18 protein-coding genes and 1 riboswitch (1 of these 19 only partly in view) are annotated in these 14,590 nt (G+C 42.8%); of the genes, 15 read left to right on the top strand and 3 right to left on the bottom strand.

From position 1 onward, the window contains the following. The first annotated feature begins 107 nt into the window (after positions 1–107). The 4 genes from mtnA (at position 108) to H8S51_RS04135 (ending at position 3,554) form a co-directional block, all read left to right on the top strand. Positions 108–1,208, top strand: coding sequence for an S-methyl-5-thioribose-1-phosphate isomerase (gene mtnA, locus H8S51_RS04120; RefSeq protein WP_186900548.1), 1,101 nt, complete (start codon positions 108–110; stop codon positions 1,206–1,208). Between the two features lie 55 nt (positions 1,209–1,263). Then, positions 1,264–2,124: an Mrp/NBP35 family ATP-binding protein gene (locus H8S51_RS04125; RefSeq protein ID WP_117922329.1), complete on the top strand. Its 861-nt coding sequence runs from the start codon at positions 1,264–1,266 to the stop codon at positions 2,122–2,124. 252 nt (positions 2,125–2,376) lie between these two features. Beyond that, the gene (locus tag H8S51_RS04130; protein ID WP_117922330.1) at positions 2,377–2,838 is read left to right on the top strand and encodes a LytTR family DNA-binding domain-containing protein; all 462 of its coding nucleotides are present in this window, start codon (positions 2,377–2,379) and stop codon (positions 2,836–2,838) included. Further along, entirely contained in the window at positions 2,835–3,554 is a 720-nt protein-coding gene (locus H8S51_RS04135) for a LiaF transmembrane domain-containing protein (protein WP_118210512.1), read from the top strand. The genes H8S51_RS04130 and H8S51_RS04135 overlap by 4 nt, the downstream gene beginning before the upstream one ends. A gap of 96 nt (positions 3,555–3,650) precedes the next feature. Here H8S51_RS04135 and H8S51_RS04140 read toward each other — a convergent pair whose 3' ends face one another. Both H8S51_RS04140 and H8S51_RS04145 read right to left on the bottom strand, forming a co-directional pair. Then, complete coding sequence (locus H8S51_RS04140) at positions 3,651–5,066, bottom strand: uracil-xanthine permease family protein (RefSeq protein WP_117922332.1); 1,416 nt, start codon at positions 5,064–5,066, stop codon at positions 3,651–3,653. Between the two features lie 124 nt (positions 5,067–5,190). Continuing rightward, positions 5,191–5,952 (bottom strand): DUF975 family protein, encoded by a 762-nt coding sequence (locus H8S51_RS04145; protein ID WP_118210511.1) that lies wholly within the window; start codon positions 5,950–5,952, stop codon positions 5,191–5,193. A gap of 111 nt (positions 5,953–6,063) precedes the next feature. On the opposite strand from H8S51_RS04145, the gene H8S51_RS04150 reads away from it, so the two are divergent. Further along, positions 6,064–6,504 carry a DUF2752 domain-containing protein gene (locus H8S51_RS04150; protein WP_117922345.1) on the top strand — a complete coding sequence of 147 codons (441 nt, stop codon included), beginning with the start codon at positions 6,064–6,066 and terminating at the stop codon, positions 6,502–6,504. A gap of 35 nt (positions 6,505–6,539) precedes the next feature. Here H8S51_RS04150 and H8S51_RS04155 read toward each other — a convergent pair whose 3' ends face one another. Then, on the bottom strand, positions 6,540–6,893 hold the full coding sequence (locus tag H8S51_RS04155) for a hypothetical protein (RefSeq protein ID WP_241070889.1): 354 nt from the start codon (positions 6,891–6,893) through the stop codon (positions 6,540–6,542). A 150-nt stretch (positions 6,894–7,043) separates the two neighbouring features. Between H8S51_RS04155 and H8S51_RS04160 the strand changes: the two genes are divergently transcribed. The 10 genes from H8S51_RS04160 to tsaD all read left to right on the top strand — a co-directional run. Then, positions 7,044–9,191, top strand: coding sequence for a Tex family protein (locus tag H8S51_RS04160; protein ID WP_186900546.1), 2,148 nt, complete (start codon positions 7,044–7,046; stop codon positions 9,189–9,191). Positions 9,192–9,236: 45 nt separating this feature from the next. Beyond that, positions 9,237–9,411, top strand: a riboswitch (FMN riboswitch). A 137-nt stretch (positions 9,412–9,548) separates the two neighbouring features. Beyond that, positions 9,549–10,163 (top strand): ECF transporter S component, encoded by a 615-nt coding sequence (locus H8S51_RS04165; protein ID WP_186900535.1) that lies wholly within the window; start codon positions 9,549–9,551, stop codon positions 10,161–10,163. Between the two features lie 143 nt (positions 10,164–10,306). Beyond that, complete coding sequence (locus tag H8S51_RS04170) at positions 10,307–10,804, top strand: YcxB family protein (RefSeq protein ID WP_186900534.1); 498 nt, start codon at positions 10,307–10,309, stop codon at positions 10,802–10,804. Positions 10,805–10,819: 15 nt separating this feature from the next. Then, the gene (gene tsaE / locus H8S51_RS04175; protein ID WP_118210536.1) at positions 10,820–11,263 is read left to right on the top strand and encodes a tRNA (adenosine(37)-N6)-threonylcarbamoyltransferase complex ATPase subunit type 1 TsaE; all 444 of its coding nucleotides are present in this window, start codon (positions 10,820–10,822) and stop codon (positions 11,261–11,263) included. A gap of 32 nt (positions 11,264–11,295) precedes the next feature. Beyond that, on the top strand, positions 11,296–12,000 hold the full coding sequence (gene tsaB, locus H8S51_RS04180; protein WP_186900533.1) for a tRNA (adenosine(37)-N6)-threonylcarbamoyltransferase complex dimerization subunit type 1 TsaB: 705 nt from the start codon (positions 11,296–11,298) through the stop codon (positions 11,998–12,000). Next, the gene (rimI, locus tag H8S51_RS04185) at positions 11,997–12,434 is read left to right on the top strand and encodes a ribosomal protein S18-alanine N-acetyltransferase (protein ID WP_118210509.1); all 438 of its coding nucleotides are present in this window, start codon (positions 11,997–11,999) and stop codon (positions 12,432–12,434) included. The genes tsaB and rimI overlap by 4 nt, the downstream gene beginning before the upstream one ends. 150 nt (positions 12,435–12,584) lie before the next feature. Next, on the top strand, positions 12,585–12,815 hold the full coding sequence (locus H8S51_RS04190; protein ID WP_117922346.1) for a hypothetical protein: 231 nt from the start codon (positions 12,585–12,587) through the stop codon (positions 12,813–12,815). An 86-nt stretch (positions 12,816–12,901) separates the two neighbouring features. Next, positions 12,902–13,816 carry a ribonuclease Z gene (locus tag H8S51_RS04195; protein ID WP_118210508.1) on the top strand — a complete coding sequence of 305 codons (915 nt, stop codon included), beginning with the start codon at positions 12,902–12,904 and terminating at the stop codon, positions 13,814–13,816. Between the two features lie 13 nt (positions 13,817–13,829). Then, entirely contained in the window at positions 13,830–14,408 is a 579-nt protein-coding gene (locus tag H8S51_RS04200; RefSeq protein WP_241070890.1) for a DUF6715 family protein, read from the top strand. Beyond that, a protein-coding gene (gene tsaD, locus H8S51_RS04205; protein ID WP_117922343.1) for a tRNA (adenosine(37)-N6)-threonylcarbamoyltransferase complex transferase subunit TsaD crosses the window boundary here: on the top strand, positions 14,401–14,590 show its beginning. 836 nt of this gene lie beyond the right edge of the window; only the first 190 of its 1,026 coding nucleotides appear in the window; its start codon is at positions 14,401–14,403; its stop codon lies beyond the right edge, outside the window. Before H8S51_RS04200 ends, tsaD begins: the two co-directional genes overlap by 8 nt.

A 14,590-nucleotide genomic window follows, 5' to 3' on the forward strand; every position in this document is an offset into this window, starting at 1 on the left:
ATTCTTTTTTGTTTCTTAAAAAGTACCGGCGTCAGACTTTAAAATTGTTTCTTTAGCGTGTATAATAAAAAGAAGTGGATAAAAGAAGAAAGGCACAGGTCACGAAGATGCAGCAGTGCAAAGAAAATGACAATATCATGAATTATGATACGGTGCGCTTAGATGATGAAAATAATGCAATTATTATCATCGATCAGACGAAACTTCCGGGAAAGATAGAGCTGATCGCTTTAAAGACAGCGGAAGAGATCTGGGATGCCATTTACCTGCTTAAGGTAAGGGGAGCTCCGGCGATCGGGGTTGCAGCGGCATTTGGAATCTATCTTCTGGCAAAACAGAGCGGCGCGGCAGATTATGATACTTTTCATGATGAGTTTATAAAACAGAAAGAGTATTTAGAATCTGCAAGACCGACAGCGGTTAATTTAAGCTGGGCGCTTAACCGGGTGCAGGGCGTTTTAGAAGCGCATGCCGATGAGAATGTGGCGAGAATCAAAGAATATTTAAAAGAAGAGGCAATAGAGATCTGGCAGGAGGATATCCGTGTCTGCAGAAAGATCGGCGAATATGGTCTGACACTGGTAAAACCGGGAGATGGCATTTTAACCCACTGTAATGCCGGACAGCTTGCAACCAGCAAGTATGGCACGGCAACAGCACCGATCTATCTTGGGGAAGAAAAGGGCTATCATTTTAAAGTGTTTGCAGATGAGACAAGACCACTGTTACAAGGGGCAAGACTGACGGCATTTGAATTACAGTCCTCCGGAGTGGATGTTACCCTGATCTGTGATAATATGTCTGCAACGGTTATGAAAAATGGATGGGTCAATGCAGTATTCGTCGGCTGCGACCGCGTGGCAGCGAACGGTGATACGGCAAACAAGATCGGAACATCCGTGGTTGCAGCAGTAGCAAAATATTATAATGTACCGGTTTATATCTGTGCACCGACTTCAACGATCGACCTTAATACAAAGACGGGAGCCGATATTAATATCGAGCAGCGTCCGGCAGAGGAAGTGACTGAGATGTGGTACAAAGAGCGCATGGCACCAAAGGATGTAAAGGTGTTTAATCCGGCATTTGATGTGACAGATCATGAACTGATCGCTGGAATTGTGACGGAATACGGAATCGCACGGGCACCTTATACGGAGTCATTGCAGGAGATATTTAAAAAGCGGGCACAGGAATCAGAAAGATAAGATTGGGCAGAATAAAATATCTGCAGGAATGAAGATAAAAAGGAGTGTATGAGACATGGCAGAAAATAGTAGTTGCAGCAGCGCATCAAGCTGTAGCAGGGAGAGCTGTGAAGGCTGTCCGAGCAAAGCAAAAGGTGGAAACGGAATCGCAAAAGAACCGATGAATCCATCATCCAATGTAAAAAAAGTAATCGGAGTTGTCAGCGGAAAAGGTGGAGTCGGCAAATCGTTTGTGACGGCATCACTTGCATGTGCAATGAAACAGGCCGGCTATAAAGTTGGCATCATGGATGCGGATATCACAGGACCATCCATTCCGAAAATGCTCGGTGTACATGGTCAGGTTGTAGGTACAGAGGAGGGAATGATCCCGCTTGAAGCAGAAAACGGTATCAAAGTAATGTCCGTCAATCTGCTTTTGGATAATGAGGAAGACCCGGTCATCTGGAGAGGACCTGTGATCGCAGGTGTGGTAAAACAGTTCTGGAATGAGACTGTCTGGGGAGATATTGATTACTTATTTGTTGATATGCCGCCAGGAACTGGTGATGTGCCGCTTACGGTATTCCAGTCACTTCCGGTCGATGGTATTGTGATCGTTACCTCACCGCAGGAACTGGTGCAGATGATTGTCAAAAAGGCATACAATATGGCAGAAATGATGCATGTTCCGGTACTGGGACTGATCGAGAATTTCAGTTATTTAAAATGCCCGGACTGTGGCAGGGAGATCAAATTATTCGGTGAGAGCCATATTGAGGATGTTGCAGCAGAGCTGACACTTCCGGTATTTGGAAAGATTCCGTTAGATCCTGCATTTGCAGAAAAGGCAGACGAAGGAAAATTCTATGAGACAGAAAATCCTTACCTGCAGACAGCAGTCAGAGCACTTTCTGCAATGAACCGTATCATGTAAAATAATTACCACTTACCATAGAAAAACGAACCACTTGGTGTAAAAACATTTACATCAGGTGGTTCGTTTTTTATAATGATCTTGTCAGTAAGAAAGAAAACCGGTTTGCTTTAAGTACAAAAATGGGTTGCAGATGAAAAGCAGTACAGTACTGGAGAATGATATGAAAAATTAAAGATTTTTCATACGCAAGATTTGTGCTTCGCACAAACTTGTGATGCGCTTAAAAGCAGCGCAAGAATGGAGATTAGTATGAAAATCAAAATCGAAATGGATGAGCAGGTGGCAGAGGAAGAAGTCATCATCCGCTGCCGTGGTATGACAGAACAGATCGCAGCCATACAAAAAGCAGTCAGTGAAGCGGCTGGTGCAGTTCAGAAGATGGTTCTATACAAAGGAAATACCGAGTATTATCTGCCGATGAACGACATATTGTTTTTTGAGACGGCAGACAGTGGAGTGGTGGCACATACGGGGAATAATCTGTATGAGGCAAGATACAAACTGTATGAACTTGAGGAAATTCTTCCTGGATTTTTTATGAGAGTGTCAAAGTCGACAATCTTAAATACCACCCATATTTTTTCCATCAACCGGAATCTGACGGCGTCGAGCGTTGTGGCATTTGAGAATACACACAAAAAAGTATATGTGTCAAGGTATTATTACAAACCATTGATCAGAAAATTAGAAGAAAGAAGGTTATGTCAATGAAAAAGAAAAATATTGCATGGGGACTGTTTTTTGTATTTCTTGCAGCGGTATATTTAGTGACCAGCAGTACCGGGATTGAAATCGGTGTTGGTTTACCCGGTATTTTTATGACGATCATGTTTGTCTGGCTGTTCGTGGATGGAATAAGAGAAGTAAACTTTTATTCCATGACGTTTGCAATTGCATTTATCTGTATTATTTACAGAAAACCTCTTGGCCTGGAAAGACTGAATCTGACAAACTGGACGATACTTGGTGCAGCATTGCTTTTAAGCATTGGACTTTCGATGATTTTTAAAGATGTCCGGAGAAAGAAAAATTCCTGGGAAAAAACGATAAACTGGGATGAAAAAACAGGTGCATCAGACAGTGAACAGTGCAGCGGAGAGCATATCCGCTGTGAAAATAATTTTGGTTCTGCGATTCGTTATATCAATTCGGATCATTTCTGTGATGCGCGGCTTGAAAACAATTTCGGAAGCATGAGTGTTTATTTTGATAATGCAATGATCGCAGGGGATGCTGCATCAATTGAGGTGGAAAACAATTTTGGAGAGACCAATCTTTATATTCCAAAAGAATGGAAAGTACAGAATGAACTGAGACATTCTTTCGGAGCAGTGGAAGCGATAGGACACAGTGAAGGAAGCAGTGTTGCGGCACTGTATCTGCGCGGAGCGGCGAATTTTGGCGTGATTAAGATTCATTATATTTAGCAGATAAAAAATGTAACAGGTGAAAATCATAAGAAAGAAAAATGCGGTATCCGTGTGTTTGCAGATACCGCATTTTTATTTATTACAACTGATTATTTACTCCTCGTCATCTGCATAGCTTGTATCTTCATGCAGATTCGGGATCATATCAAGACCGCGGTTTGCATCGATCTTTGGATCTTTGCCAAAATGATAATCATTACCTGGCAGGATCGCATTTAAAAGAATACCTGCGATCGCAGCGATCGCTAAGGATGTGAGTGTGATGGAAGTTCCGGCAACGGTAAAAGTAAGACCGTCCGAAAAACCAAGACCACATACAAAGATGACACCTGCGATGATAAGGTTTCTTGATTTTGTAAAATCAACGTGGTTTTCTACTACATTCCGGACACCGATCGCTGAGATCATGCCGTAGAGCATAAAGCTGACACCACCGATGATCGCAGATGGCATGGAACCGATCACCTCAGCCATTTTTGGAATGAAACTTAATATGATCGCATAGCATGCTGCGAGACGGATGACTTTCGGATCGTGAACCCGGCTCAATTCAAGAACACCGGTATTTTCACCGTAGGTCGTGTTGGCAGGACCACCAAAGAATGCCGAGAGTGCAGTTGCAAGACCATCTCCGATCAATGTGCGGTGCAGCCCCGGATCTTCGATAAAATTCTGATCTACAGTTGCAGAGATTGCGGAGATATCTCCGATGTGTTCCATCATGGTTGCAAGAGCAATCGGAGCCATCACAAGGATGGCAGAGATATTGAATCTGCAGATGGAAAATGCAGGAACACCAACCCAGGAAGCTGCCGCAATATTTGTAAAATCGAGAATTGCAGAGCCATCCGCATTTGTCATGCCAAGTGCGTTAAAGATAAGAGCTGCACAGTAGGAAATGATAACACCCATCAGGATCGGGATGATCTTAAACATTCCTTTTCCCCAGATATTAAAAATGATAATGACTGCAAGTGCGATCAGTGCTAAAAGCCAGTTTTTGGATGCGTTATTTACAGCAGAGCCGGCAAGGCTTAAACCGATGCAGATAATGATCGGACCGGTAACGACCGGTGGCAGGAAACGCATGACTTTTTTGACGCCGGCAAGTTTGATGATCAGTGCAAGGATCAGATATAAAAGTCCGGCAACGACAACTCCGCCGCAGGCATAGGACAGTTTGTCAGCATTTGACATATCGGCAAACACACCGGAATCCATGGAAGCGATCGTTGCATATCCACCTAAAAATGCAAAAGAAGAACCAAGAAAAGCCGGAACTTTAAATTTGGTGCAGAAGTGGAAAAATAAGGTGCCGATACCGGCGCAGATCAAAGTGACCTGTACATGCAGTACATCTTCCCCGAAGTAACTGTTGACTAAGATCGGGACAAGAATGGTTGCGCCGAACATGGCGAACATGTGCTGCAGACCGAGCAGCAGCATCTTTGGCATGCCAAGTACTGAGGCATCGCGAATGGGTTCATTGTTCTGATTAGATTGATTCATAAAATCCTCCTTTGTTTTGCGGAGCAAAATGCGACTGCCTATGCAGGAGCAGAAGATTTTCCTCCTTTGTTTTGCGGTTTTATCCCATAAGAAACGCACCTTCGATGGAAAGTGCGTTGTGGAATCAAAATTGGGTTGTATCAGTATTTGTATAACTGCGGACTGGAATCCGGTTCAATTCTCCGGTACAGTCCAGATAAAAAATAACGAGTGTTTCTGTCTGGTAAGGAACAACCCAGAGGGATGCGATGCCAAACGAGCAGAGAATTAATAACCCATATCCGATAAAACTGAGCATAATATAAAGCAGACGCATACGGTTGCCGTGCATGAGAAGTCTGCATTCTTTGAATACCTCACGGCATTTTAACTTAGGATGATCGAGCGTAATATATCCGATAAAATGATAGGTAAGCATAAAATAGCAGCTTAAGATCAGGGAAAGAATACCGGTTACTATTGTGATCACAATAGAAGTAAGTGAAAAATCTACGATTACTGCATAAGTAAAACTGCCGATCACAGGAAGCATGGAGACAAAGATCATCAGCAAAAATATAAATCCTGCGATAAAAAAGCGGTCGGTATTTCTTTTGAATGGATCAAAAATATCACGAAGTCTGAAATCATTTCCGCGTGTCATGGACAGATGGACTTTTGCTACACCACATCCTAATACAAAACTGACAACGGATATGAGAAGTTCTGCGATCAGTGAGATCACAAGCTGCATATTTGTCGGATTATCGCCCATGGAAAAGGAAAAAGGAGATTCGATCACAGTTGCGATCAGTGTTGTGGCAACAAAAGCTGCCATAGGAATACGGTATCTGTCATTTAAAATATCACGTGCAATACGTTTGAGTTCTTTTGATGTGCGTTTCATTCAGTGAATAACTCCTTTTAGATCATACAGCAGTTCTGCTGCGATTAGAATAAATTATAGCATAGGTGGCAGGGGGTTGTATAGATACGGATTTCTGATATAATGTGGAGAATGGAAAAAAGAAACACTTATGAACAGAAAAAAATAGATGACATTTTATATATTCTTGGTCTGAGCAGCGCAGCCATCTGCTGCATGTATCTGCTCATTTCTCAAATAACTGGCTTTCGTATTGAAAACTATCTCTACCCATGCCTGTTCCACGCCGTAACCGGCTATTACTGTCCGGGCTGCGGAGGAACCAGAGCGGTACGTGCCCTCTTTCAGGGACATTTTCTGATATCATTTTTTGAGCATCCGTTTGTGTTATACGCAGCGGTATTATGTGGATGGTTTCTGATCAGCCAGACAATTGAGCGGCTCTCACAGCATAAACTATCAGTTGCAATGCACTATAAAGACCGGTATCTCTGGATCGGACTTGCGATTCTTATTGTTAACTGTGCGATAAAAAATTTGGTTCGGTTTTTCTGGGGTATAAATCTTTTATAAAATTTAAAGCCGCTATTTATTTAAAATATCAGAACTCAATTCTGCGGAAACAGCATATTATAATCAATTCCTAAAGACTTGCAGCTCTCCCGCATCATATTTTCAATGCCGCCATAATAAACGTTGGCGAATACGACGGAATAGATTAACAGCAGAATAATGATACCAAGTGCTACGCTGCTTAAAGCAAGTCCAAGTTTGGCACGGCTGCTAAAAGTTGTCTCACCGCCGCGTGAGAGCAGTGCAAATACAATGCCGAGTGCCCCGCAGATCAGTGCAGGATAAATCAGACAAAATGTTGATAGTGCAATGATGCCCATGATAAAGGAAAGATTTTCCATATGTTTTGAACGCCGGTCTGGCATTGGTCTGTAAAATTGATGATCCATAAAAATCTCCATTCTTGCAAATACTAACAATAGTGTATCATGCAATGTGGAAAAAAACAACGCCACCTTGAATCCATGTGGATATTTCGCTATAATAGATATACTGTGCCGGAGAAAAAATGGAGACCGGTGAAAGAAAAAGGAGCAGCTATGGATATTATTGCAAAGATTTCCGAAGAACTCGGAATCCGTAAAAATCAGACTGAAGCAGCTGTAAAGCTGATCGACGAGGGAAATACAATTCCATTTATCGCCCGTTACCGTAAGGAGGCAACCGGAGCACTCAATGATGAGGTACTTCGTAACTTATATGAGAGACTGACTTATTTAAGAAATCTCGAAGAGCGTAAAGAGACGGTTCTTGCAAGCATCGAGGAACAGGGAAAACTGACCGATGAGTTAAAAGCACAGATATTAGCGGCAGAGACGATGGTCGTGGTGGAAGATCTGTATCGTCCTTATAAACCAAAACGCCGCACCAGGGCAACGATCGCGAAAGAAAAAGGGTTAGAGCCGCTTGCCAGTATCATTACCCTGCAGATGTTAAATACATCTTTAGAGGAAGAAGCAGAAAAATTTGTTGATCCGGAAAAAGAAGTGATGAGTGCCTCAGATGCGATCGCAGGAGCAAAAGATATCATTGCAGAAAGTATTTCAGACGAGGCAGATTACCGAAGCCGTATCCGTGATCTGACTGTTAAAAAAGGACGTTTGGTTTCTGCTGCGAAAGATCCTGAGGCAGAGTCTGTTTATGAGATGTACTATGAATTTGATGAGCCGGTAGCAAAACTTGCAGGGCACCGTATTTTAGCATTAAATCGTGGAGAAAATGAAAAATTTTTAACAGTAAAAATTGAGGCACCGGTCGAGGATATTTTGCGATATCTTGAAAAAAAGGTGATCGTGCGTGACAATCCACAGACAACTCCGGTATTAAAAGAAGTGATAGAAGATGCCTATGACCGTCTGATCGCGCCAGCCATTGAGCGTGAGATCCGCAGTGACCTGACCGAAAAGGCAGAGGATGGGGCAATCAAAGTATTTGGCAAGAACTTAGAGCAGCTTTTGATGCAGCCTCCAATTGCAGGACAGGTTGTGCTTGGCTGGGATCCGGCATTCCGTACCGGCTGTAAACTTGCCGTGGTGGATCAGACCGGAAAAGTGCTTGATACCACAGTCATTTATCCGACCGCACCACAGAATAAGGTAGAAGAAGCAAAAGCAGTTTTAAAGAAGCTGATCTCAAAATATCATATTACGCTGATCTCGCTTGGAAACGGTACAGCATCCCGCGAGTCCGAGCAGGTTATTGTAGAGTTATTAAAAGAGATACCGGTGAAAGTGCAGTACATCATCGTCAACGAGGCAGGGGCATCTGTCTATTCTGCAAGTAAACTTGCAACGGAGGAGTTTCCGCAGTTTGATGTTGGACAGCGAAGCGCAGCATCCATGGCACGCCGTCTGCAGGATCCTTTGGCGGAGCTTGTAAAAATCGATCCGAAATCCATCGGTGTAGGTCAGTATCAGCATGACATGAACCAGAAAAAACTAAGTGAAGCACTCGGTGGAGTTGTAGAGGATTGCGTAAACAGAGTCGGTGTTGATTTAAACACTGCGTCGGCATCATTGCTTGAATATATTTCCGGCATCAGCAAGGCAGTTGCAAAAAATATTGTTGCATACCGTGAAGAAAATGGCCGTTTTGAGGCGAGAAACCAGCTTTTGAAAGTTGCAAAATTAGGACCAAAAGCATATGAGCAGTGTGCAGGTTTCCTGCGCATCAACGATGGAAAAAATCCGCTGGATGCAACAGGTGTGCACCCGGAAAGTTATGCAGCAGCAAAGACACTGTTAGAGCGTCTCGGATATACGACAGATGATGTGAAAGAACGCAGATTAGACGGCATTTCAGGGAAAATATCCGATTATAAAAAACTGGCGGAAGAGCTTGGGGTAGGCGAGATCACACTGCAGGATATCGTAAAAGAACTTGAAAAACCGGCGCGTGATCCAAGAGAGGATATGCCAAAACCGATCCTGCGCAGTGATGTGCTTGACATGAAAGATTTAAAACCTGGAATGATTCTGAAAGGAACAGTCCGGAATGTCATTGATTTTGGTGCATTTGTGGATATCGGAGTACATCAGGATGGTCTGGTACATATTTCACAGATGTGTGACCGCTTTATCAAACATCCGCTTGAGGTGGTAAGTGTCGGTGATATTGTTGAGGTCAAAGTACTGGATGTTGATCTGAAAAAACAGCGTATTGCACTGACCATGAAAATTAATGGTTGACAGATACGCAAAAGATGCATACAATAGAACACGAAAAAAATAATATTAATTCTTCGGGGCAGGGTGATGCAGTAAGATTTGCAGATTCCCGACCGACGGTGACGTAGAGAGTGCTGATCTTATAGGATCAGATTCATTTACAAAGTCCGTGACCTGCTAAGGCAGCTGATCCGGTGAGATTCCGGAACCGACAGTATAGTCTGGATGAGAGAAGATAAGCATGTGAATGATAAGACGTCAGCAAAGACGTTTCTGTTACATGAGAACCCCGGATGATTTGTACATCTGGGGTTTTATTGTGTAAACACGCTTACAATCCCTCGTATATTTTCCGAAAGAGAAAAGGAGACGAGTGAAATGGATGCAACAAACAAAACAGTAACCGTAAAAAGAGTCAATGTGAGATATCTGACGGTGACAGCAATGCTCTCAGCAGTGGCATATATCCTGATGTTTCTGGATTTTTCCGTGCCGTTTATGCCGTCATTTATCAAGATGGATCTCTCAGAACTTCCGGCACTGATCGGATCATTTGCCATGGGACCGCTCTGTGGCGTGATCATCTGTCTGGTTAAGAATGTTCTTCATCTGTTCATTACATCTACGGGTGGCGTAGGAGAACTTTCAAACTTTATTCTTGGTGTGGCATTTGTACTGCCGGCAGGACTTCTTTACAAATACAAAAAGACAAGAACGACCGCACTCATCGGTTCCGTACTTGGAGCAGTGATCATGGGAGCTTTCAGTGTAGTTTCTAACTACTTCCTTGTATATCCGGTATATTACAACTTCATGCCGCAGGAGGCAGTACTCGGAGCATATCAGCTGATCGCTCCGTCAATGAAGAGCATTTTACAGTGCCTGATCTGCTTTAACATGCCGTTTACCTTTGTCAAAGGAATGTTTTCCGTAGTCATTACATTTGTGACTTACAAACACATTTCTCCGATTTTAAAAGGAAGACAGTCATAAGCAGTGAAGCTGATTTCGGTATTTGCCGGTATCAGTAAAACAGCAACTTTGTTTTTCAGGAGAAAAGACGCAGGAAATGCGTCTTTTCTTTTTTTTCAAAAAATGTTATACTAAGCTGATTCTAAAATGGCGGGGGATTGACGATGAGATTGGAATTTGATATAACATTGACCGCAAAGGATATGTTTCGTTTTAACATGTACCAGACCTATACCGGTGCATCCGGATGGATTTCCGTGATCGCAGCAGTGATCTGCTTTATTGCGGCAGGTACGAAATATAGTGAACGCGGGTTGTCCTATGCAGTTCTTGGCAGTTTGCTTGGAGTGCTGATCTTATTTTATATGCCGGTCACACTTTATCTTCGCTCAAAACAGCGTATTGCAGCATCTGAGGTGTTGAAGAACAGCCTGCATTACTGCGTGGATGAAGAAGGAATAACTGTAAAACAGGGGGATGCAGACGCGAAGCTTTTGTGGGATCAGATTTATAAAATGGTGTCTACGAAAAATAATGTGCTGGTCTACAGTAACCGCATAAATGCTTATGTGATACCCAGGCAGCAGTTAGGGGAGAAATATCGCAGTTTTGCAGACCTTGCAAAGGATAAGCTGCCGAAGTACAGGGTAAAGTTGAAGTAAATGGAGGACGGAATGATGAAAGAAACCGTTTATGAGACATTTTCCGCAGCAGAGACACATGCGCTTGGAAAGAAGATCGGGGAGACGGCAGAACCGGGAGATGTGTATACACTAGTGGGAGATCTTGGCGTTGGAAAGACTGTCTTTACACAGGGAATCGCAGACGGACTTGGGATTACAGAACCGGTATCAAGTCCGACATTTACGATCGTACAGGTGTATGAAGAAGGCAGAATACCATTTTACCATTTTGATGTATACCGGATCGGTGATATCGAGGAAATGGATGAGATCGGCTACGAGGATTATTTTTACGGGGAGGGTTTGTGCATGATCGAGTGGGCAAACCTGATCGAAGAAATCCTTCCGGATAAACGATATGATGTGACGATTGAAAAGAATCTGGAAAAAGGTTTTGATTACCGGAAAATTACCATAAAAGAGCATGAGGGCTGCTAAAATAGTTTATTCATGCGGGAATGGAGCTTACAATGAAGATTTTGGGATTAGACAGTTCAGGACTTGTGGCAAGCGTGGCTATCGTATGTGATGATAACATGCTTGGAGAGTATACTGTCAATTATAAAAAAACACATTCACAGACACTTCTGCCAATGTTAGATGAAGTGGCAAAAATGATAGAACTGGATTTGAATACGATCGATGCGATCGCGATCGCAGGTGGCCCTGGATCATTTACCGGTCTTCGGATCGGCTCGGCAACTGCAAAAGGGCTCGGACTTGCATTAGATAAGCCGATCGTCAATGTGCCGACTGTTGATGCGCTTGCCTATAATCTGGTCGGACATGCAGGACTTGTGTGCCCGCTTATGGATGCCAGAAGAAATCAGACTTACACAGGTTTGTACTCTTTTGAAGGCAATGAGATGGAAGTGTTGAAAGAACAGTGTGCAGTTGGTATAGATGAAATTATTTCGATTGTAAATGAGTTTGAACAGCCGGTCACATTTTTAGGGGACGGAGTGCCGGTATTCAAAGAATATATTGCAGAAAACTGCAATGTGCCGTATACGTTTGCTCCTGCACATGTCAATAAACAGAGAGCAGGAGCCGTTGCAGCGCTTGGCATGAAATATTTTTCTGAGGGAAAAGCCACGACCGCTGCAGAGCATAAGCCGGAATATTTAAGATTGTCCCAGGCGGAGCGGGAACGAAAAGAGGGCGGATTAGCATGATCACAGTCAGAGCCATGCAGGTAAAAGATGCAGAACAGGTAAGCGAACTGGAAAGAGCCATTTTTTCACAGCCTTGGAGCTATCAGGGATTTGTGGATTCATTAAGTCTGCCGAATACGGTTTTTCTTGTCGCAGAGGAAAATAATAAGATCCTTGGTTATATTGGAATGTATCTTTCAATTGATGAAGGAGAAATTACTAATGTAGCGGTTGCACCGGAAATGCGGTGCAGGGGAATTGGCGGCATGCTGCTTGCGGAAGCGAAAAAAGAGGCTGAGAGCCGTTCAGTTGGCAAAATTGTACTTGAAGTCCGCTGCTCGAACGACAGTGCAATCCGCCTGTATGAGCGCAATGGGTTTGTGAATCATGGTGTGAGGAAAGGGTTTTATGAACTTCCGAAAGAGGATGCCTATATTATGATATATGGCCAGTAATTGTGACCGGCAGCCAGTAATTCCCACTACATAAGGTATGATATTGCTTATATAATATAGATATCTAGTGTACTGTACATGAATGTTACAGCATGCCGGGCATTCATAGAAAATGTCTGCCTGTATCACAGAATGGGAAGGCTAAAAAAAATGAGCAGAAAAGATCAGAAAATTTACTGTAACTGTTGTGGAAAAGTAATTTGTATGTTATCTGAAAAAGACCATACTTCATTTCTTACTGTGGAGAAGGAATGGGGATATTTTTCTGATAAAAAGGATGGACGGATACACAGAATGGATATCTGTGAGTCCTGTTATGAAAAAATGGTGGGAAAATTTGTGATACCGCCGGAGGAAGAACAGGTAACGGAATTTGTATAACCTGCATTTTGCTCCGCAAAACAAGGAGTAAAATCCTCTCCTCGCCAGTGGGCTCGGATTTTGCTCCGCAAAACAAGGAGGATTGTATGTTAGACGTATGTCTTTTGGGAACTGCAGGGATGATGCCATTGCCGCACCGGTGGCTGACAGCGTCATTGATGCGTTATAATGGAAGCAGTTTACTCATTGATTGTGGGGAGGGAACCCAGATCGCGATCAAAGAAAAAGGATGGACATTTAAACCGATCGATGTGATATGTTTTACGCATTATCATGCGGATCATATCAGTGGATTGCCGGGATTACTCCTTTCTATGGGAAATGCAGAGCGGACAGAGCCTCTTACTATGATAGGACCAAAGGGATTAGAACGCGTGGTCGGGGCACTTAGAACGATCGCACCGGAACTGCCGTTTGAAATACGATATATTGAAATAACAGAACCGGAAGCCGATATAGAAATAAACGGATATCATATCCATGCATTCCGTGTTAACCATAATATTATCTGTTATGGGTATACGGTGGAGATCAGACGTGCCGGAAGATTCTCTGTGGAGCGTGCAAAAGAGCATGAGATTCCGCAGAAATACTGGAACAGACTTCAAAAAGGGGAAGAGATCACCACAGAAGATGGGGCGCATTATACCCCGGACATGGTGCTTGGTGCAGCGCGAAAAGGAATCAAAGTAACGTATTGTACCGATACAAGACCGACAGAATCATTGGTTGCTTCTGCAAAAAAATCAGATCTTCTGATCTGTGAGGGAATGTATGCAGAAAAAGAAAAAATCGCGAAAGCAAAACAATACAAGCATATGACATTTTATGAAGCGGCAGAAGTGGCAAAGAAAGCAGAGGCAACAGAGATGTGGCTGACACATTTTTCACCGTCACTTGTGCATGCGGAAGATTATATGCCGCGGGTAAGAGAGATTTTTCCTAACGCATTTCTCGGAAAAGATGGAAAGAGCGTGGAGCTGATGTTTGAGGAAGATTGAGAGGGGGATTCATATGAAAAAAAATGGACAGAAAATCATTTTTGCAGTTGTCTGTGTTGTGGTTATTATCGGACTTTTCTGGTATGCTACAACGAAAAAAGTCAATTCAGCGGAAAATAGTGATAACCTTACAGAAGTACAGAAAGTGATCACTAAAAATCTTGAAAAAAATTATCCGGAAACACCAAGAGAGGTTGTGAAATTTTACAATCGTATCATCACCTGTTTTTATGATGAGGAGTACACAGATGATGAGTTATATCAACTCGGAGATCAGGCAAGGCTTCTGATGGATGACGAGCTGCTTGAAAATAATTCCAGGGATGATTACTTTAAAAGCCTGAAAGCAGATATTGAAGACTATCATGATAAGTCGAAAAAAATAGAGTCCTCATCAGTATGCGGCAGCGATGAGGTGAAATATCAGAAGATTGATGGGGATGACTGTGCTTATGTGACGGCATCTTATTTTGTGGACGAAAATAAAAGTTTTACACGTACAAATCAGACCTATGTACTTAGAAAAGACAATGATGGAAAATGGAAGATTTTAGTATTTTATCAGACCGAAGGAGATACGGAAGATGAGTGACAGGGAGATAAAAATTCTTGCAATAGAAAGTTCATGTGATGAAACTGCAGCAGCAGTTGTGGTAAACGGCAGGGATGTAAGATCCAATGTGATCTCATCACAGATTGCACTTCACACATTGTATGGTGGTGTCGTGCCGGAGATTGCTTCGCGTAAACATATTGAAAAGATTAATCAGGTCA

It is taken from the genome of Roseburia rectibacter (genome assembly GCF_014287515.2).
In the GTDB taxonomy this organism is placed as follows: Bacteria; Bacillota; Clostridia; order Lachnospirales; family Lachnospiraceae; genus Roseburia; species Roseburia rectibacter.